The sequence below is a fragment of the Hyphomicrobium sp. DMF-1 genome (assembly GCF_027886585.1).
GTDB lineage: Bacteria > Pseudomonadota > Alphaproteobacteria > Rhizobiales > Hyphomicrobiaceae > Hyphomicrobium_C > Hyphomicrobium_C zavarzinii.
In genome coordinates this window covers 3,875,904-3,897,050 of record NZ_CP115706.1, presented here as the reverse complement: position 1 = coordinate 3,897,050, position 21,147 = coordinate 3,875,904, and the positions used below count along the sequence as shown (strand labels likewise).

The window sequence follows — 21,147 nt, the reverse complement described above, 5'->3', positions numbered from 1 at the left end:
TCAGGAGAAGCTTACCCCCTGACCAGCCAGACGATGAGCGCACCGAGCGCGACGGCCACCCAGCCTGCTCTGCGCAGGCTTTGCTCAGGGGTGGCGGCGGCCGTCGCCAGAAGATAGCGCCCGAGATCGGGTGAGAGCGCCCAGATCAAGCCCTCGATCACGAGCACCAATCCGAGGGCAACGACCAGATCGCTCATTGTTTAGGCAGAGCCGCTCCCGCACCGGCAGGGTCGGAGAAGTACTTGAAGAAGTCGCTGTCGGGCGAGATCACCAAGCGCGTGTCGCCCGGCTTCAGGCCCTGCTCGTAGGCCTGCATCGAGCGATAGAACGCGAAGAAATCCGGATCGCGCCCGAAGGCTTCGGCGAAGATGCGGTTACGCTCGGCTTCGCCCGAGCCGCGCAGCTCCTCACCCTTGCGGGTTGCTTCCGCCTTGATGACGGTGACCTCGCGGTCGGCCGTCGCCTTGATGCGGTTCGCTTCGCCCGTGCCCTGCGCGCGGAACTCGGCAGCCTCACGCTGGCGCTCGGCGCGCATGCGCTCGAACACGCTCTTGAGGTTCTGCTCGGGCAGGTCGGCACGCTTGATGCGCACGTCCACAACCTCGAGGCCGAAGTCGCGGCCCTCTTCGTTCACGTTGGCTGCGATCTGCTTCATGAGCTGCTCGCGGCGGTCACGCACGACGTCCTGGAAGGTCGCGGCACCGAGCGCGCGGCGCATGGCCGATTCCACGATCGGGCCGAGACGCGAGCGCACCGCCCCCTCGAACCGCAGCGTCTGATAGAACTTGAGCGGATCGACGATCTTGTAGCGGGCGAACGCGTCCACCTGCAGACGCTTCTGGTCCGACGCGGTGACTTCCTGCGTCGAGGTGTCGAGGTCGAGGATGCGCTTGTCGAAGATGTCGACCGTCTCGACCAGCGGCAGCTTCCAGTGAAGGCCAGGCTGCTGGACGACACGCTTCGGCTTACCGAACTCGAGCACGAGCGCCTGCTCGTTCTGGTGCACGATAAAGGCCGAGGCATATACGGCTGCGGCTGCGGCGCCGAGAACGACGACGAGAAATGCGAGGAATGCGCGCATATCAGTTGCCTCCCTCGGTCGTCTGGCGGCGCTGCTGGAGCTGATCCAGCGGCAGGTAGGGCACCACGCCCTGGCCGCTCTTGCTGTCGATGATCACCTTGTCGGTGCCGCCCATCACGCGTTCCATGGTTTCGAGGAAGATGCGCTTGCGCGTGACTTCCGGAGCCTTCTTGTACTCGTCGTAAACCTTGAGGAAGCGGGCCGTCTGGCCTTGCGCTTCCGCCACTGTCTGCTGCTTGAAGCCCTCTGCGCCCTGGAGAATGCGCTCTGCCTCGCCGCGGGCCTCGGGCACCACCTTGTTGGCGTAGGCGAAGGCTTCGTTCTGCAAGCGCTCCTTGTCGGCGCGCGCCGCCTGCACGTCGCGGAAGGCGTCGATGACCTCGCCCGGCGGGTCGACCTTCTGCAGCGTCACCTGGTCGATCTGGATACCCGACTGATAGCCGTCGAGAATTTGCTGCATGAGCTGGAACACGGCAGCTTCCGTCTTCTGGCGTGCTTCCGTCAGGATCGGCTGGATGTTCGATTGGCCGACCACCTCGCGCATGGCGCTCTCGGCCACTTCCTTCACGGTGTTGTCGGGGTTCTGGATGTTGAAGAGATACTGGGCGGCATCCTTGATGCGCCAGTAGACCACGAAGTCGATGTCCACCGTGTTCTCGTCGCCGGTGAGCATCAGGCTCTCTTCCTTGACGTCCTGCACACCCGCGCCGCCGAAACCGCGATCGAAGCTTGCGGAGCGCATGCCCACTTCGATGATGTTCTGGCGCGTGACCTTGGGACGAATGACCTCCTCGACCGGGTAAGGCCAGCGGAAATGAAGGCCGGGCGGCTCCTGGCGCACGTACTCGCCGAACCGCATCACGACGCCGAGCTCATCTGGATCGACGCGGAAGAAGAAGGCATACCAGGCCACGACCGCCGAGGCGACGATCGCCGCGAGGAAGGCCAGGGGACCGGGAATGCCGCCGCCATGCATGACCTGCTTCATGCGGTCCTGGCTGCGCTTCAGCATTTCCTCGAGATCGGGCGGTTGCGAGCCGGGTCCCTGGCCCCAGGGACCACCGCCCCCGCCGCCGCCTTTCCAGCCGCCGCCGTTTCCACCGCCGCCGCTCTGATTGCTCCAAGGCATATGATCTCAGCCCTTCGATTGTGGATGATGGCCGGGAAAGCGCAATGAGGTGACCCTTTCCAAGGGCCCTGGATCGCTTAAGTCCCGGATGGGATTGCGCTTCGCTTATAGGGGAGGAGACCGGTCGAAGCAAATGCGCCGCGTAGAAATTGGTTTGCGCAGGCCGCCCGTCAAGGCGGGGCTCCGCCAATTCTTTCGGCGGGCCGGGTCTAGTTGCGTTCGAGTATCCGGAGGGTCGCCGTAACGTCGTCCTTTTCGCTCGTGGGCAGCGGCTGGCTTTCCACTTCCTTCCAGGCCGAAAGATCGACCTCCGGGAAGGAAACATCCCCCTCCGGACGGGCGTGGATCGTGGTCCAGTAGATGCGGTCGGCGTGCGGGAGAGCGGCCCGGAACACGTCCGCCCCCCCGATAACCATGATCTCGTCGGCGGACGACAGCGCGGTGCGCGCCAGCGTCCGGGCGAGGGTCAGCGCGTCGGCGAGATTATCGACCACGCTCACACCTGCCGGGGCCTCGAAAAAGGGGTCCGTGGTGAGCACGATGTTCTCGCGCCCGTCGAGCGGTTTCTTGAGCGACTGGAAGGTCTTGCGGCCCATGATCACGGGCTTGCCCAGCGTCAGGCGCCGGAACGTCTTGAGGTCCGACGAAAGCCGCCAGGGCAAGGTGCCGTTGGCACCGATCACGCCGTTCTCGGCCACGGCAACGATGAGAGAGACGCGCATGGATTAAACCGCTGTCCGCGCTGTGGGGAGAGCATCTCTACCGTCCACATCATGCTTGTCCAGACACCGGCCTCCGCCGGTGTGACGTTGTGAGATGGAGAAGCGGCCTGCCTCGACATTAACGTCATCCCGGCGAAGGCCGGGATCCAGGCACGTAGATTGTGGAGCACTGTTCATCTAAACCGCCACCGGTGCTGCGATATGGGGGTGCGGGTCGTAACCCTCGAGCGCGAAGTCCTCGTAGCGGAACGCGAAGATCGAGCGAACGTCCGGGTTGATCGACATCTTGGGCAGCGGCCGCGGCGTGCGCGAAAGCTGCAGGTCCGCCTGCTCCAGGTGGTTCACGTAGAGATGAGCGTCGCCGAACGTATGCACGAACTCGCCGGGCTCTAGCCCCGTCACCTGCGCCATCATCATCGTGAGCAGCGCATAGCTCGCAATGTTGAACGGCACGCCAAGGAACACGTCCGCCGAGCGCTGGTAGAGCTGGCACGAGAGGCGCCCCTCGGCCACGTAGAACTGGAACAGGCAGTGGCACGGCGCGAGCGCCATGTCCGGAATGTCGGCCGGGTTCCAGGCCGAGACGATGATGCGGCGGCTGTCGGGATTGGTCTTCAGCGTCTCCACGACCTCGCTGATCTGATCGATCGTCCGCCCGTCCGGCGCGGCCCAGCTTCGCCACTGCTTTCCGTAGACCGGGCCGAGACTGCCGTCGGGGCGTGCCCACTCATCCCAGATCCGCACGCCGTTCGCCTTGAGATAGGCGACGTTGGTGTCGCCCGCGAGAAACCAGATCAGCTCGTGAATGATAGATTTGACGTGCAACTTCTTGGTCGTGACCAGCGGAAACCCGTCCCTGAGGTCGAACCGCATCTGATGCCCGAAGATCGACAGCGTGCCCGTCCCCGTCCGGTCGGACTTGGCGGTGCCTTCGGTGCGCACGCGGCGCAGGAGATCGAGATACTGCTGCATGGTGGCGTCCTAGCCCGATTCCGCTATGGCGCGAACAGAGAGACGATCGAGAGCGAGAACGCGTTGATGACGGCGTGCGCCACCACGACGGCCCGCATCGACCCCGTGCGCTTCATGATCCACGATAGCCCGATACCGGCCAGGAACACGCTCACGAGGCCCGGCCAAGAATACCCCCAATGGAGCAGCGTCCAAAGCAGGGAGGAGAGTACGGCTGCGGGCCAGAACCCGAGCGCGGTTTTAGCCAGTGCCGAGAGCAGGAAACCCCGGAACGTCAGCTCCTCCCACAGCGGCGCCAGAATGACTGCCGCGATCGCGACGCCCCACCAGTAGGGAGAGCGCAAGCCGTCGAGAAGCCAACGCCCGTCCGTGAAAAGCTCGAGCCCCGCCAGCCGGTAGAGCAGGATCTCGACGGGCCCGATGAGAACGATGAGCAGCAACCCGAGCCCGACGGCTGTAAGCCACGGCGTCGGCGGCGTGGCGAGCCGCAAGGTCTGCGCCCTGGCCCCGCGCCAGCCCGCAGCTCCCCAGAGAATGGCGAGCGAGAGAAGCTGGCCGATGATCATTTGCGCGAGCAGGAACGGCGAGGCGAGAGACGCTCCGCCCTGCGGGATGACTTCGCCGTCTACCCCCAGGAGACCGGCCCTCTCGACGAACACGCCGGCAATTCCGACCAGGATGGGCGCAAGGCTCACGACGAGTGCAACCAGGAGCGCGCCCGCCGGCCGCCACGGCGTATCGGGCCGATAAGTCGCGCTGTCGCCGTCGGCGAGTGTGGGGTCGGACATGGCGGGAATACCTTGCGCGTGAGGGCTCGAGGTGGATAGGAGGGATGCCTTATGCCATTTGCTGCTATCCGGCGACAACTTGGCAGCGGAAGGGCCGGGTTTGAGGCACTTTTATTTCTAATCCTCCCGGCATATATTTAGATCGCCGGATTCGTCCGGCTATGGCGATAAACGCGACCGTAATAAGCCGTTCGGACCCGGGGGCAGTACCCGGCGCCTCCACCACAAGCTCATGGGGTTTCAAAGGCCTCCTGGGACTTGGCCACGGACCCTCCTCCGTGAGCTGGTGATGGGGGCGAACTAGGATCGACGAGGGTGTAAAGGGTTTAGCTTTTGCCCGGCATGATACCACCGTCATCGGGTCATTCAGAATAGTTGCCAATGACAACTATGCTGAGGCTGCTCTCGCTGCGTAATGCGGCGCGAAATGCCTAACTACTAAAGTCCTCGCTCCTAGCCGAGCAAGGCGCGGTCTGGGGGGCACCGGGCAACAGAAGCCTCCCACTCATTCTTTGCGCTCTCATCTTTGCGATCCTGGGGGACGCGAGGCGCGATCGGGGACGAAGCGGCACGGCATGACGGTTGAGTCGACGATCGACTATGAGGGACTCGCGCAAGAAGCGATGCGCGGAGTCGTACGCAAGGTCATAGCAAGCACGGCGAAGTCCGGCTTGGTAGGCGACCACCATTTTTACATTTCCTTCGACACGGAGGCTCCTGGCGTTTCTCTCTCGAAGCGCCTCAAGGAGAAATATCCGCGCGAGATGACCATCGTCCTTCAGCACCGCTTCTGGGACCTCGCCGTGACCGAGGACCGCTTCGAGGTGAAGCTGACGTTCGATGGCATCCCCGAGCGCCTCGTGGTGCCGTTCGCGGCCATCAAGGTGTTCTTCGATCCGTCCGTGCGTTTTGGCCTCCAGTTCGAGGATCCGAACGCCACGCCTGAGGGCCGCGCACAGGCGCAAGGCAACTCCTTCGACGGCATGGCACCGCGGCCCGGCGCGACACGGGCGAGCCACACGCGCAAGACGCCGCGCGGCGCACGCAAATCTCAGGTCGCCGAGGATGGGGCAGACACCAAGTCGCCCGCCTCCGAGGAGGAGGCCGCTCCGGCATCCATCGAGACGTCTGCTGCCAACGCAGCGCCTCCCTCGCCGACACCGCTGGCCGCCAAGTCCGCGACCAAGCGCCCGGCCGCCGCGAGCGATGAGGCCGGCGAGGGCGGTGCCGATGCCGAGGCACCCGCCAAATCGGGCGGCGCCGAGATCGTCAGCCTCGACAAGTTTCGCAAGAAATAGAGATCGCGAGCATCCGCTCATGAGAACGCTTCGGACCCCAAGGTCCGAAGCGTTATGTTTTGTGCGGAGGCCCGACTGCGTTCAGCGGCGGCCGAGCGGATGCTCGAAGCGCTCGCGCGCCCAGCGGCGATGGTAGGCGCGGTAAGGCCGGTAATAGTAACCGTCATCGTAGTAGGTGGAGTAGCGCGGATAGTAGCGGGGATAATACCCACCGCCGTAGTAGCCGTAATAGCGCGGGTAATAGCCGTAGCCATATCTATAGGCGGGTCCGATGTAGATGCTCGGGCCGTAGAAGCCATAGCCACCCCATCCCCAGCCGCCACCATACCAGCGCCGATGACCAATGCTCTCGACGGGGAGGGCGCCTGCGCGCTGGGCCTCGGCCGTGGCGGCGGCTTGAGCGGGAGCGAGCGGGCCTGCGAGGGAGGAGGAGGCAAATGAAGCGATACAGATCAGGACTGCTGAGACTGCGATCGCGGGACTGAAAATCTTGAAGATACGCATGACGGAATCTCCTTGGGCCGAGCGCAGATGCGACCCGGCGCAACAAGACAAAACGCACCCGCCCGGAAGGTTCCTTAGGTGCGATCCGCGCCTATCGCGCAGATGAATGGATGTTCAGGAAGATGGCAGCTAAGTGGCTGAAATTTTTTCATTTTTTCGAGACGGAAGCGCGCAGTGCCTGGCGTTCTTCTGTTTGTAAGCCCGAGAGAGAAGCCGGGGCATCCACCGGCAGCCGGGCCAGAAACAGAGTGGAGACGACAAATGCATACGAAGACCAAGACTGCCCTTCTCACGTTCGCCGCGCTGGTGATGACCGCCGGCGTATCGGTCGCCGCGCCGAGCTACAAGCACACCAACGGCTATAAGCCGGGCCCGCAGTACGCCATGAAGCACAAGGGCGTTTCCGGCTTCGAGCGGGCTGCCATCGCGCGCAGCGCCGCCAACCTCTCGGCCCTGAAAGCCCGCGCCTGGCGCGACGGCAAGCTCACCTTCTCCGAGCGCATTCAGATCCGCAATGCCGAGCAGCGTCACGCCGCGCTCGTGCGCCGCGCCTACCGCTCGTAGTTGATCGGCCAGCCTCGATGGGATGGTTGATTTGCCGCTCACCACGGAAAAGGGCCGCGCCGCTTGCGGCCCTTGACCCGTTTGCGGCGATACGGCCTCGCGCACGGCCTTAGGCCGCCTCGCGGGCCTCGCGCGAAAGGAACGCGGCCGGATCGTGCTTGGCAAGGAATTCCGCCAGCCGCTCGATCGGCAGGGGACGAGAGATCAGGTAACCCTGCGCGTAGGCGACCCTGCCGCTTTCGAGCAGAAGATCCAGCCGCTCCTGTGTTTCCACGCCTTCGACCACGATCTCCCGGTCGCAGCTTCCCACCATGTCGAGCGCATGAACCAGCATGCGCGCCATCATGCTTTCGCTTGGCGCCATGGCGAACGAGCGGTCGAGCTTGACGCCGTGGATCGCGAGCGACGCCACGCGATGAATGCTGGAATACCCGCTTCCGAAGTCGTCGATGTAGGTGCGGAATCCGAGACGTCCGAGCGCCTCGATCTCCCGTTCGGCCACCTCCACGCTGAGTGCGTCGCTTTCGACGATTTCGAGCGCGATCTGGAACCGCTCGCGGTCGCCGTCGAAGGCGCTGAAAACCGACTTGAGCTCTTCGCTGTCGAGGTCGCGCGGGAAAATGTTGAAGTTCACTTGCAGCCGCGTCGCGGCAGGGAGTGCCTGCGAAAGCTCGAGATGCGCGCGATCCGCCACCATCTTCGTGAAGGCAAGCGTCTGTCCGGAATGCGCGACGATGTCGATGAACTTGTCCGGCGCGACGACCGAGCCGTCCACGTCCCGCCAGCGCGCAAGCACCTCGCAGCCCGAAATCTGTCCGGTCCTGAGATCGAGGATCGGCTGATAGGCGCAGATCACGGAGTCGATATTGAGGTTGCGGCGGAAGCGGGCCGGAAGCGACCAGTAGGAGTTGAGCCAGCGCTGAAGCGTGCTGGCAGGCCACACGGCGTAGAAGGCGATGAGGAAGATGGCGATCAGGATTTCACCCTGCCACTCTCCCATGATGCTGGCGAGGTTCGACTTCGTGGTGATGCAATAGGAGTGGTCTTTTCCGCAGAGCGTTTCGCGCGCCGTCATCAGCCCGTCGTCGGGTGCGGCGGCGGCCTCCTGATAGAGATCTCGCGTGCCGCTCACATGCCACACGTGGCCATTCGGTCCGACGGCGACCAGTTCTTTCTCCCCCGCTCCATCGATGCCGGCGCGGAACGTTTGCAGCGGGATCACGATCGCGAAAGGATCGCGATGAACGACGATGCCGGACATGCCGAGTAGGCCGACATGCTCGAGCCGTGTATCGATCCAGTAGGAGATCGAACCCGGCGACACTTGAGGAATGTCCGGCTCTCCCAGGGGAAGAGGGCGCTGCGTTCCCGAAATGCTGGTTGAGCACGTCACCATCCCGCCCGGCGCGTAGATGAACTCGTTGAGACCGTCGGGCCTGAACGCGACGCGGCGCAGCTGGCGCAGGAACTCTTCGCTGCAAGGCTGAGCCGTCGCTTCGCTATCGAGCACGTCGAAGGCGGAGGTCACGTCCTGGTGAAGCTTGTCGAGCTGAGCGAGATCGGCCGCGACATCGCGTTTGAGCGAGTCACGAAGCTGATGGCGCGCGAAGAGGAAGGCAGCCGCGAGCAACGCCACGGCGATGATCAGCCACAGCGTTAAATCGATGAGCCGCCGATAGCGGCCCGAGACGAATATCTTAACAAGAACTGACATAATGAATCACGCTGATACGCCGCGCGCCGATTGGACAAATATAGTGGGGACTATATCCGCTACCCTGTAAATATTCAGAGAACGGCTGATCTCCGGTGCGCGCCCGGGAGGCCCGAGCAAGCCAGTGGCGGGAGAAATTCGAGGGCCGTCGCTGCCCGCCGCCGCATGAGGCTGAACGGCCCGCCCCGGGCGCATTCCTCCCTTCACCCCCCCATGCGACATGTCTTCTTCACGCCATGTCGCCTTGGTTCCCGGCGCGCTCCCGTGCTATGGCCACGCCCAATGCTAACCGCTCCATCACGGACAGCCGCTCATGACCGAGAAAAAGACCGCCGCAAAGCAAGCCGTTCGCGTCGAAACCGACACCTTCGGTGAGATCGAGGTACCCGCCGACAAGTATTGGGGCGCCCAGGCGCAGCGCAGTCTCGGCAACTTCAAGATCGGGTGGGAAAAGCAACCTGCACCCGTGATCCGTGCCCTCGGCATCGTGAAGCAGGCGGCAGCCGAGACCAACATGGCCCTTGGCAAGCTCGACGAGCAGATCGGCGGCGTGATCGTCAAGGCCGCTCAGGAGGTAATCGAGGGCAAGCTCGACGCGCACTTCCCGCTCGTCGTCTGGCAGACCGGTTCCGGCACTCAGTCGAACATGAACGCCAACGAGGTGATTTCGAACCGCGCCATCGAGATGATGGGCGGCACCATGGGCTCCAAGAAGCCCGTGCACCCGAACGACCACGTCAACATGAGCCAGTCGTCGAACGACACCTTCCCGACGGCCATGCATATCGCTTGCGCAGAGGAGATCCACCATCGCCTCCTGCCAGCGCTTCAGTACCTGCGCAATGCGCTGAACGACAAGGCTCAGGCCTGGGCCAAGATCATCAAGATCGGCCGCACCCATACGCAGGACGCGACGCCGCTCACGCTCGGGCAGGAATTCTCCGGCTATACCCAGCAGATCGAGAATGGCATCAAGCGCATCGAGATGACGATGCCCGCGCTCATGGAGCTGGCCCAGGGCGGAACGGCGGTTGGCACCGGCCTTGCCTCGCCCAAGGGCTTTGCCGAGCTTGTGGCGCAGCGCATCGCCGCCATCACCAAGATGCCGTTCACGTCGGCGCCCAACAAGTTCGAGGCGCTCGCCGCGCACGATGCGATGGTGATGACGCACGGCGCAATCACGACCGTTGCCATGAGCTGCTTCAAGATCGCGAACGACATCCGCTTCCTCGGCTCGGGTCCGCGCGCCGGCCTCGGCGAGCTTGCGCTTCCCGAGAACGAGCCCGGCTCGTCGATCATGCCGGGCAAGGTGAACCCCACGCAGTGCGAGGCCATGACGCAGGTCGCGGCCCACATTCACGGCAACAACGCCGCCATCGGTTTTGCGGGCAGCCAGGGCCATTTCGAGCTCAACGTCTTCAATCCGATGATGGCCTACAACTTCCTGCAGTCCGTGCGCCTCTTGGCGGATGCGGCCGTGTCGTTCACCGACAACTGCGTGGTCGGCATCGAGCCGCGCCTCGACAACATCGCCAAGGGCCTCGCGAACTCGCTGATGCTGGTTACGCCGCTCAAGGAGAAGTACGGCTACGACCGCGCCGCCAAGATCGCCAAGACGGCGCACAAAAAGGGCACGACCCTGCGCGAGGAGGCCATCGCGGATGGCATTCCCGCCGAGGATTTCGACGCCATCGTGCGCCCGGAACGGATGATCGGACCGGAGTGAGCGCTGGAGCATCGCGCTTGCCGTCGCGGTGCGTGAAGTCGAATCCGTGATAGGGTCTGGTGCGGCAGGAGAGCCTGAGCTTCGCGCCGTACCCGATCTTGTCGTTGCTGAGATCAACCGCCATGTCCGCAGAGATCGTGAACCTCCGCAAGGCCCGCAAGGCGCGCGATCGCCTGGCGAAGGTGAAGCAGGCGGAAGAGAACCGGGTGAAGTTCGGCCGCACCAAGGCCGAGCGCGAGCGGCTGGAAACGGAAAAGACCCTCACGCTTCGCCGGCTCGATGCGCACAAGCGTCCAGGCAGCGACCCCGACGATGACGACAGCAAGGGCGGCGGGGCCGGCTCATGACCGAGAGTTCGGTCCGCCCGGTCAAGCGCTCCTTCTCGATCCGTGGCCACCGGACGTCGATCTCACTCGAGCACGCCTTTTGGGAGGCCCTCAAGGAAGCGGCAGCCCGTGAGCGCGTGTCGCTCGCTGGATTGATCGCACGCATCGATGAGCGGCGCGGCGACGCCGGCCTTTCGAGTGCCGTGCGCGTGTGGATCCTGGACTATGTGCGCATGGCCGGTGCGGTCACCAGCTACGACGGCGGCAACCGCGATTGATCGCGCGCCTCCGGCTTGGATCTTCCCACGATCAGTAAGGCGTCTGGAATGGACGCCAGTTCTCCTCGACTGGCCGCTTGCGCCGCGGCGCGGGACGTTGCGCTGCAGGCGAAGGCGCAACCTCGGGCGCGGCAGCTTCCGCACCGGGTGCTGCCACAGCGCCCTGCGGAAGCTCGCCGTTGTCGGGGATCTGAGACGCGCCGCCCGGCGGCGGCTCGAGCGGGAAAGGCGCCGACTGGACCGGGGCCTGATCCTCCTCCAGCGCCTTGCGCCGCTCTGCATCCTGGCGCGCCCGCTCCTCGTCGAGCTTGCGCAGGCGTTCGAGTTCGCCCACGTCAAGCTCCATCTTGCGCACGACGAGTTCGCGTTCGAGCGCGCCGGTCGAAACCTGCGGAATGAGGTTTGCAAACTCGCTGAGCTTGCCCGTGTAGACGACGGTCACGGCCGGCAGGAAGGCGCGCGAAGGATTGACGGCCAGTCCCTTGTCGAGCTTGGGCTCGATCTGCCATTCGCTGTCGACCTTCATGGTAGCAAGCTCGACAGCGGTGTTGAAGGTGGAGCGGCCTTCGCCCATTTCGACGCGCACCCGTTCGAGTTTCAACGCACCGTCGCTGATCTCGACCGGGATCGAGATCTTGCCGAGGTTCACCTCGCCCTGCTTGAGGGAGGCCTTCACGGCCTCGGCAAGGGCGTTGCCGCTGCTTGGCCCCTGCCCGGTGAGCGCGGCGCGTGCAACCGCCGAGACCGCTGCGGGCGAATTGCCGTTGAGCGTCGCGTCGCCGATCGTGAGTTCGCCTTTGCCGCTGACGGCGGAGAGCAACGCAGCCGGGCTCAAGGCGCGGCTCGTGAAGGAGACGGCGAACGCCGCCGCATCACCCGGTTGCGCCGGGGCAGCGGTGGCGTCGGGCGCAGCCGGGGCCGACTTGCTCGCAACGTCGATCCTGAGAGAGCCGGTAAGCGTCACGCCCGCAGGTGCCCTGCCCAGTTCGAGCTCGGATGTGAGCCGTCCGCCGACGGCCTCGCCTTCGAGCTTCGCAATTCTGATCGCGGCGGGCTGAAGCTCTGCAATCACGTGCGCGTTGCCGATGGAAAGCCCGGGCTCCACAGCCAGAGCGCCGATCTTGACGTCGACCGTTCCGCTGAGGTGATCGAGCAGAGCGAGATCGAAGGACTGCTCCGGCCAGACGATGCGCGGAGCCTGTGTCTCCGCGCCCGCCTGCATCCGCGCCGCCTGCCCGCTCTTGCCGGTCTGGCCACGGATCGCCGGTTGCGGAGCAGGGGGCTCGCTGAGCGCATCCAGTGCGAGCGCGTCCGTCTTGCCGAGAACGGGAGAGAGCAGGGCGGCGAACGAGGCATTGTTGGCCACGAGCTTCGCGTCGATCGTTTGCTTGCCGTTTTCGCTCTTGAGCGCCACGTCGCCCGAAACGGTGCTGTCGCCGAGCGTAATCGCTTCTCCGCCGAGCGTCAGGAGAGGTCCCTCGCGGCGAACGTGCACCGTGCCCCCGATCGGAACACCGGCGGCGCCTTCCGCTGCGGAGACGCCCGCCAGCGCGAGCGCCACGCGTGCATCCGCAGCCGAAACGTTGAGATCGCCGGCAAGCTGCGTGTCGCCGGGAGCGGGCAGCTTCACTTGCCCCCGATAGCCGAGTGACAGCCCTTCGGCCGTCACATCCGCAAGGGAAAGAAGACCCTGTGCAGGAACGCCCGTGGCTTTGATCACGACTCGTCCGCTGCGGGGCGGCTCGGCGGCCGTGGATTTGATCTGCGTATCGAACAACGTCGCGACAAGCGCGGCGACATCCGGGTTCTCGGCGCTGGCCTGCACGTCGAGGGGCGCTGTCCGCCATTGGCCGATGCCGCCATCCAGACGCAGAGATGCGCTCACGCGCCCGCCTCCGAGCGTACCGTCGAGGTCGAGCGTGCTGGCGTTTGCGGCGCCGCCGGAAAGTTCGAGCGCACCGGCAAGGCGAAACGGCGCGAGCCGCGCGAAGCGGTCGAAGGTGGGAAGAGAGGCGTCCTCCACGTCGAGAAGCGTGAGAAACGCGCGGCCTGCCGCGGCATTCGGCGCTGAGATCAGGCCGCGGATCGCACCCTGCGGGCGGGCGGGAACATCCTTCGCCTCGCCTTCCGCCTCGATGTAAAGCCCCTCCGGCGTCGAGAACCGGAGGCGGGGGATCGACAGCGTGCCGCGCTCCAGCCGGACCACGGCGTCGACATCCTTGAGGACGCGCGGCCCGTCGAGCAGCTTGGCGACCTTGAGATCGAGCGAGAGATCGGCGGTCGCGGGGTCGAACAGCGTGGACTTCACCTGCGGCTCAGCCGCTCCGGTATCCGCTGGCACCGTCGGCGAGTCGCCGCCGAACAGGAGCTCGCGTAATGCGTTGAGACCCACGAGCCCCGATCCGAATTGCGCCACGTCCACGCGCGGTCCCTCGATCGTCATGGCGAGCTTCTTGCGCTGGCCGAGATCGAGCTTCACTTCGCCGGTGAGCGGCGTTCCGGCAAACTCGACCGCCGTGTCCGTCAGCGCCAGCGTTTCGTCGCCGAGCGCGAACTTGCCGTCGATGGAGAACGATCCGTCGTTGCGGTCACGCGCGACGTTGGTGGCTCCGAACCCCCACGCGAGGAAGCGTGTGAGGCTCTTGCCGGAGACGAACAGCGCGCCGTCGAGGCGCGGCACTTTCCCCGTGGGCGTCAGGATGCCGTCGAGTTCGAGCCGCACTCCGCCAGGCAGATCGGCCCGCACGCCCTTGAGTTCGAGAGGGCCGCCTGCACGCGAAGCTGCGAGATGCACGTTGCTGATCGGCTCGCCGCCAAGCGTGAGCTGGTCGAAATCGAGCTGCGCATTGGTATCGGCTTCCACCGGAAGCACGGAGGCCAGCGCTTCGAAATAGCTGCGCCCGGCTTCGAGCGGCATACGGGGATCGGCCGCATGAGAGAGCTGATCGAGATCCAGCCACCGCGAGGCGAGCTGCACGTCGAGCCTGAGCTTGTCGGCCCAGCCGACCTTGGCGTCTCCCGTGATGAGCTGGGGCGTGGCGCCCGCTTCGAGGGAAACGGCGATGTCCGAAAGCTCGAACCCGAGTGTCGTCCCCTTGATCTTGGATTTGAGCTCGAAGCCGCTGGCCCCGCCGGGGGAGGCCGCGGTCTTGGAAGCAGGCGCGAGCGGAGGAATGGCCTCGGGGCCACCCGCGTGTGGCGCCTCGGCAGCCGGTGCCGCCACCGGTTCGAGCGAGGGGGCGCCTTTGGTGGAGGCAGCTTGCGCGCCCGAACCGAGCGCCAGTTTCGCCGTCAGCTCTCCGTCGAGCGTCGGCGTGTTCTTGATGTCGCTCAGGCGCGCGTCGAGCACGTAGGAGTTTGCGCTGCCCACCACGTCCACGGCGGCCTTGAACCTGAGATCGCCGTTGTTGTCGATCTTCGCGGTTGAGACGCGCAGATTGCGTGGCGCGCCGTCCCAGTTGACCTCGCCCTTGAACCGGAACGGCCCTTCCAGCGCTTCGGCATTGAACTCGCCGTTGATGGCGTCGAAGCGGGCCAGTTCGTTCCGTGCAGGCCCAGCGATGATCACGGCTCCGTCGGTGATCTGCACCGACTGCAGTGCCACTTCCTTCGGCGCGAAGCGGAAGGCGCCGGGCGTGATCGCGAGTGTGCGCCAGTTGCCGCTGCCGCTTTCGTTGGTGGCAAGGTTGATGACCGGGCGGCGCAGCTCCACCCGATGCGCTTCGAGCACGCCTCTGAGCAGGGGCGGCACCGAGAGCCACATGGTGAAGCTTTCGACGCGGATGATGGAGTTGCCGCCGTCGTCGCCGAGGTCGGCGATCCTGAGGCGCTCGAAGCTCACGTAAGGCGCGGGCAGGAGACGCACGTTCACGGCACCGCCGACGCGAACCTCGCGTCCGAGGATGCGGGAGGCTTCCTCCTCGAAGATGCCCCGGTAGCTGTTCCAATCGACGAAACGCGGAACTGCGAAGAGAACCGCCAAGGCCGTGATGAGAATTCCGCCGAGATAGAGAAGGGCGTTGTTCATCCGCGTCTTATCTGCTCAAAACCGTTTCGCACCTCTGCCTCTGGGACCCGAAGGCCCCGACGCCGTAGAGGTTGGCTCCCCCTTGGGCATTTTCCGACGAAATAGACCCCCAATCGTCTTGGAAAATGCGACAAGCAAATGACTTGGAGCGTCCGGCCCTTGCCGGGCCGAAGCACGCTCCAGAAAGCGCGCCGGGCGGCCATTCCTCACCGTGCGCCGCCGGCTGGTCCGGGGCAGAGGGGGCCGATCGGATGCGCGGCCGCCATAACGACGCGGCGGCCAACTGCGCAACACCATAGCTCAACAGTGAAGAAAAGTGTGACCCCCAATTGGGGCATTTTCCTGGGGAGGAGCCTCACCCGAAAGCATTTTTCGGCATATGGACACCGGATCGCCGCACAAAGCGCGAGAATGGCGGAGCTTCCGGGAATTCCACTGATTCGATGGCTGCGGCTCCGAACCTCCCTCGCGGAAGCCCAGGAACATCCTATATTTTTGTCATGTGGGCGGTTTTGCGCGCCCGATTGATGCCGCCGAGCACGTGCTATAGATGCCCCCCATGCACGACGACAAACAGGCTGCCCGCCGTCCTTTGCACTCGGACGCGACCCCGGGCCATTCGCACGCAGGCGGAGAGGACGATCTTCCGCCGTTCGATCTGCCGTTGGCGCCGGACGCGGCGCCGCCGCGCAAGTCGATCTCCGAGCGCGCGCGCGCGGCGATGATGCCGCCCTATCTCCAGGGCCTCAACGCCGAGCAGCGCGAAGCCGTCGAGGCGCTCGATGGCCCTGTGCTCGTTCTGGCGGGCGCCGGCACCGGAAAGACGCGCGTTCTCACCACGCGCATTGCCCATATCCTGGCGACCGGCCGGGCCATGAGCCATCAGATCCTCGCTGTTACCTTCACCAATAAGGCCGCCCGCGAGATGAAGCATCGCATCGGCGGCCTGGTCGGCGGGGCCGTCGAGGCGATGCCCTGGCTCGGCACGTTCCACTCCATCGGCGTCAAGATCCTGCGCCGCCATGCGGAGCTGGTGGACCTCAAGTCGGGCTTCACCATCCTCGATACCGATGACCAGCTCCGGCTCCTGAAACAAGTGATCGAGGCCGAGGGGCTGGACAAGGACCGCTGGCCCGCCCGTCAGCTCGCAGGCCTGATCGACAGCTGGAAGAACCGTGGCCTCACGCCGTCCAAGGTGCCGGCAGGCGAGAGCTTCGCCTTCGCGGGCGGCAAGGGCGCCGCGCTTTATGCGGCCTACCAGAAGCGCCTGAAGGAGCTCAACGCGGCTGACTTCGGCGACCTGCTGCTCGAAACGCTACGGCTGTTCATGGAGCATCCCGATGTGCTGGCCGACTATCATCGCCGCTTCCGCTATATCCTCGTCGACGAGTACCAGGATACGAACATCGCGCAGTATCTCTGGCTGCGCCTCCTGGCCCAGGGCTCGGAGAACGTCTGCTGCGTGGGCGACGACGACCAGTCGATCTACGGCTGGCGCGGCGCCGAGGTCGACAACATCCTCCGCTTCGAGAAGGATTTCCCCGGCGCCCGCGTCATCCGTCTCGAGCGCAACTATCGCTCGACAGGGCACATCCTTTCCGCTGCCTCCGGCCTCATCGCGCGCAACAAGGGCCGCCTCGGCAAGACCCTCTTCACCGACGGAGAGGCGGGCGACAAAGTCACCGTCATGGGTGTCTGGGACGACGAGGAGGAAGCCCGCTCCATCACCAGCACCATCGAGGAACTGCGCAAGAACGGCCACTCGCTGAACCAGATCGCCATTCTGGTCCGCGCCTCGTTCCAGATGCGCGCCTTCGAAGACCGTTTCGTCACCACCGGCCTGCCCTATCGCGTGATCGGCGGCCCGCGCTTCTACGAGCGCGCGGAGGTGAAGGATGCGCTTGCCTATCTCGAGGTGGCGCACAATCCCGCCAACGACCTCAAGTTCGAGCGCATCATCAACGTGCCGAAGCGGGGTCTCGGCGACACCAGCGTCGAGCGTATTCACACCCTGGCGCGCGCCCGCGGCGTCCCGTTGTTCCGCGCGGCCCGCGAGATTGTCGAGACCGAGGAGCTGGGCGGCAAGGCCCGCAAATCGCTCTCGGACCTCGTCTTCCAGTTCGAGCGCTGGCGCGGCCTGATCGAGACCATGAAGCACACCGATCTCGCCGAGCTCATCCTCGACGAGAGCGGCTACACGGCGCACTGGCAGGCCGACAAGAGCCCGCAGGCCCAGTCGCGTCTCGAAAACCTGAAGGAGCTCGTGCGCTTCATGCACGAGTTCGAGACGCTCGAAGGGTTCCTGGAGCACGTCAGCCTCGTCATGGATACCGAGCAGGGCGACGACGGCGAGCGCGTGAGCCTGATGACGCTTCATGCCGCCAAGGGGCTGGAATTCGATACCGTGTTCCTTCCCGGCTGGGAGGAAGGCCTCTTCCCGCACCAGCGCTCGCTCGACGAAAGCGGCGAGAAGGGCCTCGAGGAGGAGCGCCGTCTGGCCTACGTCGGCATCACGCGCGCGCGGCGCCGGGCAAAGGTCTCGTTCGCGCAAAACCGCCGCACGCGCGGGCTCTATCAGTCCGCCATTCCCTCGCGCTTCGTGGACGATCTGCCCGAGGGCGACACCGAGGTGCAGGAGACGAAGAGCCCCTTCGGCGGCGCCTATCAGAACTTCGGAAACCCGTTCGAAGGCGGGAATTTCGGCCGGGGCGGATATGGCAAGAGCCGCTTCGACGACGCCCAGCCCCGCTTTGGTTCGACCTACGACACGCCGGGCTGGCAGCGCGCGAAATCCTACGAGCAGTCTCAGAGCAGCAACTGGTCGCGGGACGCGGACCGCCAGCGCCAGGCCGGCATGCGTCCCATGAAGCCGACCATCACCATCGAAGGTCAGCTCATCGCCTCATCGTCTGCGGAGGGCGCCGGCTACAAGGTGGGCAATCGAGTGCGCCATCAGAAGTTCGGCCCCGGCACGGTCACCGAGGTCGACGGCAACAAGCTCACCATCGAGTTCGATCACGCTGGACGGAAGCGCGTCGTCGACAGCTTCGTCGCCAGGATCTGAAACGAAGCTAAGACAACACGAAGAGACACTAGATCGGCGTCACTTTCGTGACGAAATGACAGGGCCGGTACTTGCGCGCGTCGATAGCGACGCGCGTGCCCGGCGGCAGGGGCTGTTGCCCGCGCGTATCGAGAAACACCACCAGCCCGCTGTCCGTCACGAGTTCCGCCGTGCTCATGGCCCAGGTGCGCACCGTGCCGCTGAAGCTGTGAACCCCCGGTTCGAACCTGTCGAGATCGTCCATTCCGTCGTCTCCCTGAAAAGCTCCCCCACGCGCGCCCGTCGCGGTGCCGGATTGTGGTCCAGGTTTCAGCCCGCTGACCTATCCCGGCCGGTCGTCCCGCCTCGTCAGCGGAACAAAGCACACCGGAATAATCTCTCTCAAGATCGTCGATTGATCTCTCCTCTTTTCGACGAGAATGAGTTGCTGCGAGCGATCGCCGACCGGCACGACCAGGCGTCCGCCCGGTTTGAGCTGGTCGAGCAGGGCGTCGGGAATGCTCGGCGGAGCGGCCGTCACCACGATCGCGTCGAACGGCGCTTCCTCCGGCCACCCGAGATAGCCGTCCCCGACGCGGGTGGTGACATTGGTAAGTCCGATGGCCTCGAAGGTTTTCGCCGCGCGCTCCGCGAGCGGCCGGCAAAGCTCGATCGTGAACACCGAGCGGGCGAGCCCGGCCAGAATGGCGGTCTGGTAGCCGCATCCGGTTCCGATCTCGAGGACCCTGTCGTCCGGCCCGATGTCGAGCAGGTCCGTCATCAGGGCCACGATGAAAGGCTGAGAGATCGTCTGGCCGTATCCGATCGGCACCGGCCGGTTGAGATACGCCTCGGACATGCGATCGGGCGGAACGAAAAGGTGGCGCGGCACGTCGGCCAGAACGCGGAGCACGCGATCAGAGAGAGCTTTGTGGTTGAGGCGCGGAGCCAGCTCCGCCATCAGCCGCGCGACCTCGCGCGCCATGGCCTCGCGCGCCGGTCTCATCTCCTCGTCGATGGCGGTCATGAAAACATGGCCTCCGAACGTCCACCCGCCGGGCGCGGATGGGAAGCCCGCCGCATCATGGCATCGAATCTTCGCAATCCGAAACGGGCCGTTCGCGAGCTTTCCACATACGTCCGCCATGGTCTCGCGGCGAGCAAAAGTCTTGACATGAATTCGACGAACTCAAGCCGCAAGCATGGCGCGTGCGGATCATGTGTAGCGTCAGGGAGAGTGAGTATGGTTTTCAGTCGCAAGCCCGAGCCCGTTCCAGCCGAAGCCCCCGCACCTCAGTTGCGCAGAATGGACCGCGGTCCCGGTGTCGAGAAACAGCATCTGCACGCCGTCGCATCGGCAGGCACTCCAACCCAATCCGTGATCGGCAACGATCTGTCGATTGAGGGACAGACCATCACCATCCGCTGCAAGGGCTCGCTCAAGGTTCTCGGCAACATCCAGGCCGACCTTCACAGCCGCCAGCTCGAGGTGGGCAAGGAAGCGATCATCCAGGGCGCCATCGCCGCGGAGACCGTGGACGTGTTCGGCCGCGTCAACGGCGCCATCATGGGCCAGCACGTCGTTCTTCATGCCGGCGCCGAGGTCGAGGGCGATATTCACAGCCATTTGCTATCGATCGAGCAGGGCGCCGCATTCGACGGCCGCTCGCGCCGCGTGAAGGATCCCGCCGAGATCGCCCCGCAGCTCGAGCGCACGGGAGGCCCCGTCCAGGGCGAGGTTGACCGCACCTACAGCAGCGGTGCGACGATCCCGTCCCACATCCATCCGATGGCTGGCTAGCTCTCGCGCAACGCCGGTAACCGTGGGGCTCCGGGGGGCCGCACGAAGCAAGAGAATATGCTACCAAGCTTCGGGGGATGGCCGCTCGGCCGTCCCCCGGATCGTTTGGACCCAAGCATGAACTATCGTCACATCTATCACGCCGGCAATTTCGCGGACGTCCTGAAGCACGCCGTTCTCGCTCTCGTCGTCGAGCACCTGAAGCTCAAGGAGCAGCCGTTCCGCATCGTCGACACCCACGCCGGCATCGGCCTCTACGATCTCGCGAGTGAGGAGGCGCAGAAGACTGGAGAATGGCGCGACGGCATCGGTCGCATTCTCGCCGATACGCCCCCGGCCGAGGTCGCCGAAATCCTTGCACCTTATCTCGACGTGGTGCGCGCTGAGAACGAAGGGCGCAACGAGATCGTGCGCTATCCCGGAAGTCCGCGCGTCGCACGCCGTCTCATGCGTCCCGGCGATGCGCTCGTCGTCAACGAAGCCCATCCGGAGGATGCCGCACGCCTCAAGGCGCTGTTCGCGAAGGACGCTGCCACCAAGACGCTCGCGATCGACGGATGGACGGCACTCAAGGCCGTGCTGCCTCCGAAGGAGCGTCGCGGCCTCGTGCTGATCGATCCGCCGTTTGAGGAGCCGGGAGAGTTTCGCCGTATCGTCGAGGGGCTTTCCGCTGCGCATCGCCGCTTCGCCACGGGAACCGTCATCGTCTGGTATCCAGTGAAGGACACCCGCGCCGTTCGCGCGTTCCTGCGTGATGCAGCGGCGCTCGCAATACCCAAGATGCTGTCGGTGGAGCTCTTCGTTCGCACGCCGTTCAGCGAAGGCGAGCTGTCTGGCACGGGGCTCCTGATTCTCAACCCGCCGTTCACGCTCGAGGCCAAGCTTAGAACGCTTCTTCCTTATCTCACGCGTGTTCTAGCCCGGGCAAAGGGTGCGGAAAGCCGTGTGGAATGGCTTACGGGCGAGCGCATAACGTCTTCTTAGAGCGATGTGATTTGCGCTCGTCTGGAGAAGCTTCACAGCCCGTTTGCGATCGCGCGAAAGCGCGAGTTGTGCCCGCGCCACGAGAAACCGAAAAACGTATCGGGCTCTCGCTTTCCTGTGAATGACGGATGGTGAGCGTCCATCAAGTGGGGCAGAGTCCCTCCAGTTCCGCTACGCGCAGGAACTGCGT

At 64.9% G+C, this 21,147-nt stretch carries 19 protein-coding genes and 1 other RNA gene; 9 read left to right on the top strand and 11 right to left on the bottom strand.

Going from position 1 to position 21,147, the window contains the following annotated elements; translation table 11 throughout:
• Window positions 1-11: 11 nt before the first annotated feature.
• From PE058_RS17800 to PE058_RS17775, 6 genes are all read right to left on the bottom strand, one after another.
• The gene (locus tag PE058_RS17800) at window positions 12-197 is read right to left on the bottom strand and encodes a DUF2065 domain-containing protein (RefSeq protein ID WP_020085150.1); all 186 of its coding nucleotides are present in this window, start codon (window positions 195-197) and stop codon (window positions 12-14) included.
• Window positions 194-1,081: a protease modulator HflC gene (gene hflC / locus PE058_RS17795; RefSeq protein ID WP_020085151.1), complete on the bottom strand. Its 888-nt coding sequence runs from the start codon at window positions 1,079-1,081 to the stop codon at window positions 194-196. The genes PE058_RS17800 and hflC overlap by 4 nt, the downstream gene beginning before the upstream one ends.
• A gap of 1 nt (window position 1,082) precedes the next feature.
• On the bottom strand, window positions 1,083-2,210 hold the full coding sequence (gene hflK, locus PE058_RS17790) for an FtsH protease activity modulator HflK (RefSeq protein WP_020085152.1): 1,128 nt from the start codon (window positions 2,208-2,210) through the stop codon (window positions 1,083-1,085).
• A 209-nt stretch (window positions 2,211-2,419) separates the two neighbouring features.
• Window positions 2,420-2,932, bottom strand: coding sequence for a dihydrofolate reductase (locus PE058_RS17785; protein ID WP_020085153.1), 513 nt, complete (start codon window positions 2,930-2,932; stop codon window positions 2,420-2,422).
• 177 nt (window positions 2,933-3,109) lie between these two features.
• Window positions 3,110-3,904 carry a thymidylate synthase gene (locus PE058_RS17780; protein WP_020085154.1) on the bottom strand — a complete coding sequence of 265 codons (795 nt, stop codon included), beginning with the start codon at window positions 3,902-3,904 and terminating at the stop codon, window positions 3,110-3,112.
• Window positions 3,905-3,927: 23 nt separating this feature from the next.
• The gene (locus tag PE058_RS17775; RefSeq protein WP_271028991.1) at window positions 3,928-4,692 is read right to left on the bottom strand and encodes a CPBP family intramembrane glutamic endopeptidase; all 765 of its coding nucleotides are present in this window, start codon (window positions 4,690-4,692) and stop codon (window positions 3,928-3,930) included.
• Window positions 4,693-4,797: 105 nt separating this feature from the next.
• On the opposite strand from PE058_RS17775, the gene ssrA reads away from it, so the two are divergent.
• Window positions 4,798-5,198: a transfer-messenger RNA gene (gene ssrA / locus PE058_RS17770) on the top strand.
• Window positions 5,199-5,267: 69 nt separating this feature from the next.
• Window positions 5,268-5,990, top strand: coding sequence for an SspB family protein (locus PE058_RS17765; RefSeq protein WP_271028990.1), 723 nt, complete (start codon window positions 5,268-5,270; stop codon window positions 5,988-5,990).
• Window positions 5,991-6,071: 81 nt separating this feature from the next.
• Here PE058_RS17765 and PE058_RS17760 read toward each other — a convergent pair whose 3' ends face one another.
• Window positions 6,072-6,494 carry a hypothetical protein gene (locus PE058_RS17760; protein ID WP_020085157.1) on the bottom strand — a complete coding sequence of 141 codons (423 nt, stop codon included), beginning with the start codon at window positions 6,492-6,494 and terminating at the stop codon, window positions 6,072-6,074.
• Window positions 6,495-6,755: 261 nt separating this feature from the next.
• On the opposite strand from PE058_RS17760, the gene PE058_RS17755 reads away from it, so the two are divergent.
• Window positions 6,756-7,058, top strand: coding sequence for a hypothetical protein (locus PE058_RS17755; protein WP_020085158.1), 303 nt, complete (start codon window positions 6,756-6,758; stop codon window positions 7,056-7,058).
• Between the two features lie 109 nt (window positions 7,059-7,167).
• Here PE058_RS17755 and PE058_RS17750 read toward each other — a convergent pair whose 3' ends face one another.
• Window positions 7,168-8,772: an EAL domain-containing protein gene (locus PE058_RS17750; protein WP_020085159.1), complete on the bottom strand. Its 1,605-nt coding sequence runs from the start codon at window positions 8,770-8,772 to the stop codon at window positions 7,168-7,170.
• Between the two features lie 313 nt (window positions 8,773-9,085).
• On the opposite strand from PE058_RS17750, the gene fumC reads away from it, so the two are divergent.
• From fumC to PE058_RS17735, 3 genes are all read left to right on the top strand, one after another.
• Window positions 9,086-10,498 (top strand): class II fumarate hydratase, encoded by a 1,413-nt coding sequence (gene fumC / locus PE058_RS17745; protein ID WP_020085160.1) that lies wholly within the window; start codon window positions 9,086-9,088, stop codon window positions 10,496-10,498.
• A 122-nt stretch (window positions 10,499-10,620) separates the two neighbouring features.
• Window positions 10,621-10,845 (top strand): DUF4169 family protein, encoded by a 225-nt coding sequence (locus PE058_RS17740; protein ID WP_020085161.1) that lies wholly within the window; start codon window positions 10,621-10,623, stop codon window positions 10,843-10,845.
• A complete protein-coding gene (locus tag PE058_RS17735; protein WP_020085162.1) occupies window positions 10,842-11,102 on the top strand; it encodes a ribbon-helix-helix domain-containing protein in 261 nt (86 codons plus the stop codon). The genes PE058_RS17740 and PE058_RS17735 overlap by 4 nt, the downstream gene beginning before the upstream one ends.
• 31 nt (window positions 11,103-11,133) lie before the next feature.
• Here the strand turns inward: PE058_RS17735 and PE058_RS17730 are convergent, their stop codons facing one another.
• On the bottom strand, window positions 11,134-15,129 hold the full coding sequence (locus tag PE058_RS17730) for an AsmA family protein (RefSeq protein ID WP_271028989.1): 3,996 nt from the start codon (window positions 15,127-15,129) through the stop codon (window positions 11,134-11,136).
• Window positions 15,130-15,688: 559 nt separating this feature from the next.
• Between PE058_RS17730 and PE058_RS17725 the strand changes: the two genes are divergently transcribed.
• Window positions 15,689-18,193 carry a UvrD-helicase domain-containing protein gene (locus PE058_RS17725; RefSeq protein ID WP_271028988.1) on the top strand — a complete coding sequence of 835 codons (2,505 nt, stop codon included), beginning with the start codon at window positions 15,689-15,691 and terminating at the stop codon, window positions 18,191-18,193.
• A 28-nt stretch (window positions 18,194-18,221) separates the two neighbouring features.
• On the opposite strand, the gene PE058_RS17720 is transcribed toward PE058_RS17725, so the two are convergent.
• A complete protein-coding gene (locus PE058_RS17720; protein ID WP_020085165.1) occupies window positions 18,222-18,437 on the bottom strand; it encodes a hypothetical protein in 216 nt (71 codons plus the stop codon).
• A 78-nt stretch (window positions 18,438-18,515) separates the two neighbouring features.
• Complete coding sequence (locus tag PE058_RS17715) at window positions 18,516-19,199, bottom strand: protein-L-isoaspartate(D-aspartate) O-methyltransferase (RefSeq protein ID WP_245257634.1); 684 nt, start codon at window positions 19,197-19,199, stop codon at window positions 18,516-18,518.
• 216 nt (window positions 19,200-19,415) lie between these two features.
• On the opposite strand from PE058_RS17715, the gene PE058_RS17710 reads away from it, so the two are divergent.
• A complete protein-coding gene (locus tag PE058_RS17710) occupies window positions 19,416-19,973 on the top strand; it encodes a bactofilin family protein (protein ID WP_198011146.1) in 558 nt (185 codons plus the stop codon).
• 117 nt (window positions 19,974-20,090) lie between these two features.
• The gene (locus tag PE058_RS17705) at window positions 20,091-20,957 is read left to right on the top strand and encodes a 23S rRNA (adenine(2030)-N(6))-methyltransferase RlmJ (protein ID WP_020085168.1); all 867 of its coding nucleotides are present in this window, start codon (window positions 20,091-20,093) and stop codon (window positions 20,955-20,957) included.
• Window positions 20,958-21,147 lie beyond the last annotated feature (190 nt).

Coding starts and splice junctions, on each gene's coding strand:
- PE058_RS17800 (WP_020085150.1), bottom strand. CDS start 197: ATGAGCGATCTGGTCGTTGCCCTCGGATTGGTGCTCGTGATCGAGGGC.
- hflC (WP_020085151.1), bottom strand. CDS start 1,081: ATGCGCGCATTCCTCGCATTTCTCGTCGTCGTTCTCGGCGCCGCAGCC.
- hflK (WP_020085152.1), bottom strand. CDS start 2,210: ATGCCTTGGAGCAATCAGAGCGGCGGCGGTGGAAACGGCGGCGGCTGG.
- PE058_RS17785 (WP_020085153.1), bottom strand. CDS start 2,932: ATGCGCGTCTCTCTCATCGTTGCCGTGGCCGAGAACGGCGTGATCGGT.
- PE058_RS17780 (WP_020085154.1), bottom strand. CDS start 3,904: ATGCAGCAGTATCTCGATCTCCTGCGCCGCGTGCGCACCGAAGGCACC.
- PE058_RS17775 (WP_271028991.1), bottom strand. CDS start 4,692: ATGTCCGACCCCACACTCGCCGACGGCGACAGCGCGACTTATCGGCCC.
- PE058_RS17765 (WP_271028990.1), top strand. CDS start 5,268: ATGACGGTTGAGTCGACGATCGACTATGAGGGACTCGCGCAAGAAGCG.
- PE058_RS17760 (WP_020085157.1), bottom strand. CDS start 6,494: ATGCGTATCTTCAAGATTTTCAGTCCCGCGATCGCAGTCTCAGCAGTC.
- PE058_RS17755 (WP_020085158.1), top strand. CDS start 6,756: ATGCATACGAAGACCAAGACTGCCCTTCTCACGTTCGCCGCGCTGGTG.
- PE058_RS17750 (WP_020085159.1), bottom strand. CDS start 8,772: ATGTCAGTTCTTGTTAAGATATTCGTCTCGGGCCGCTATCGGCGGCTC.
- fumC (WP_020085160.1), top strand. CDS start 9,086: ATGACCGAGAAAAAGACCGCCGCAAAGCAAGCCGTTCGCGTCGAAACC.
- PE058_RS17740 (WP_020085161.1), top strand. CDS start 10,621: ATGTCCGCAGAGATCGTGAACCTCCGCAAGGCCCGCAAGGCGCGCGAT.
- PE058_RS17735 (WP_020085162.1), top strand. CDS start 10,842: ATGACCGAGAGTTCGGTCCGCCCGGTCAAGCGCTCCTTCTCGATCCGT.
- PE058_RS17730 (WP_271028989.1), bottom strand. CDS start 15,129: ATGAACAACGCCCTTCTCTATCTCGGCGGAATTCTCATCACGGCCTTG.
- PE058_RS17725 (WP_271028988.1), top strand. CDS start 15,689: ATGCACGACGACAAACAGGCTGCCCGCCGTCCTTTGCACTCGGACGCG.
- PE058_RS17720 (WP_020085165.1), bottom strand. CDS start 18,437: ATGGACGATCTCGACAGGTTCGAACCGGGGGTTCACAGCTTCAGCGGC.
- PE058_RS17715 (WP_245257634.1), bottom strand. CDS start 19,199: ATGACCGCCATCGACGAGGAGATGAGACCGGCGCGCGAGGCCATGGCG.
- PE058_RS17710 (WP_198011146.1), top strand. CDS start 19,416: ATGGTTTTCAGTCGCAAGCCCGAGCCCGTTCCAGCCGAAGCCCCCGCA.
- PE058_RS17705 (WP_020085168.1), top strand. CDS start 20,091: ATGAACTATCGTCACATCTATCACGCCGGCAATTTCGCGGACGTCCTG.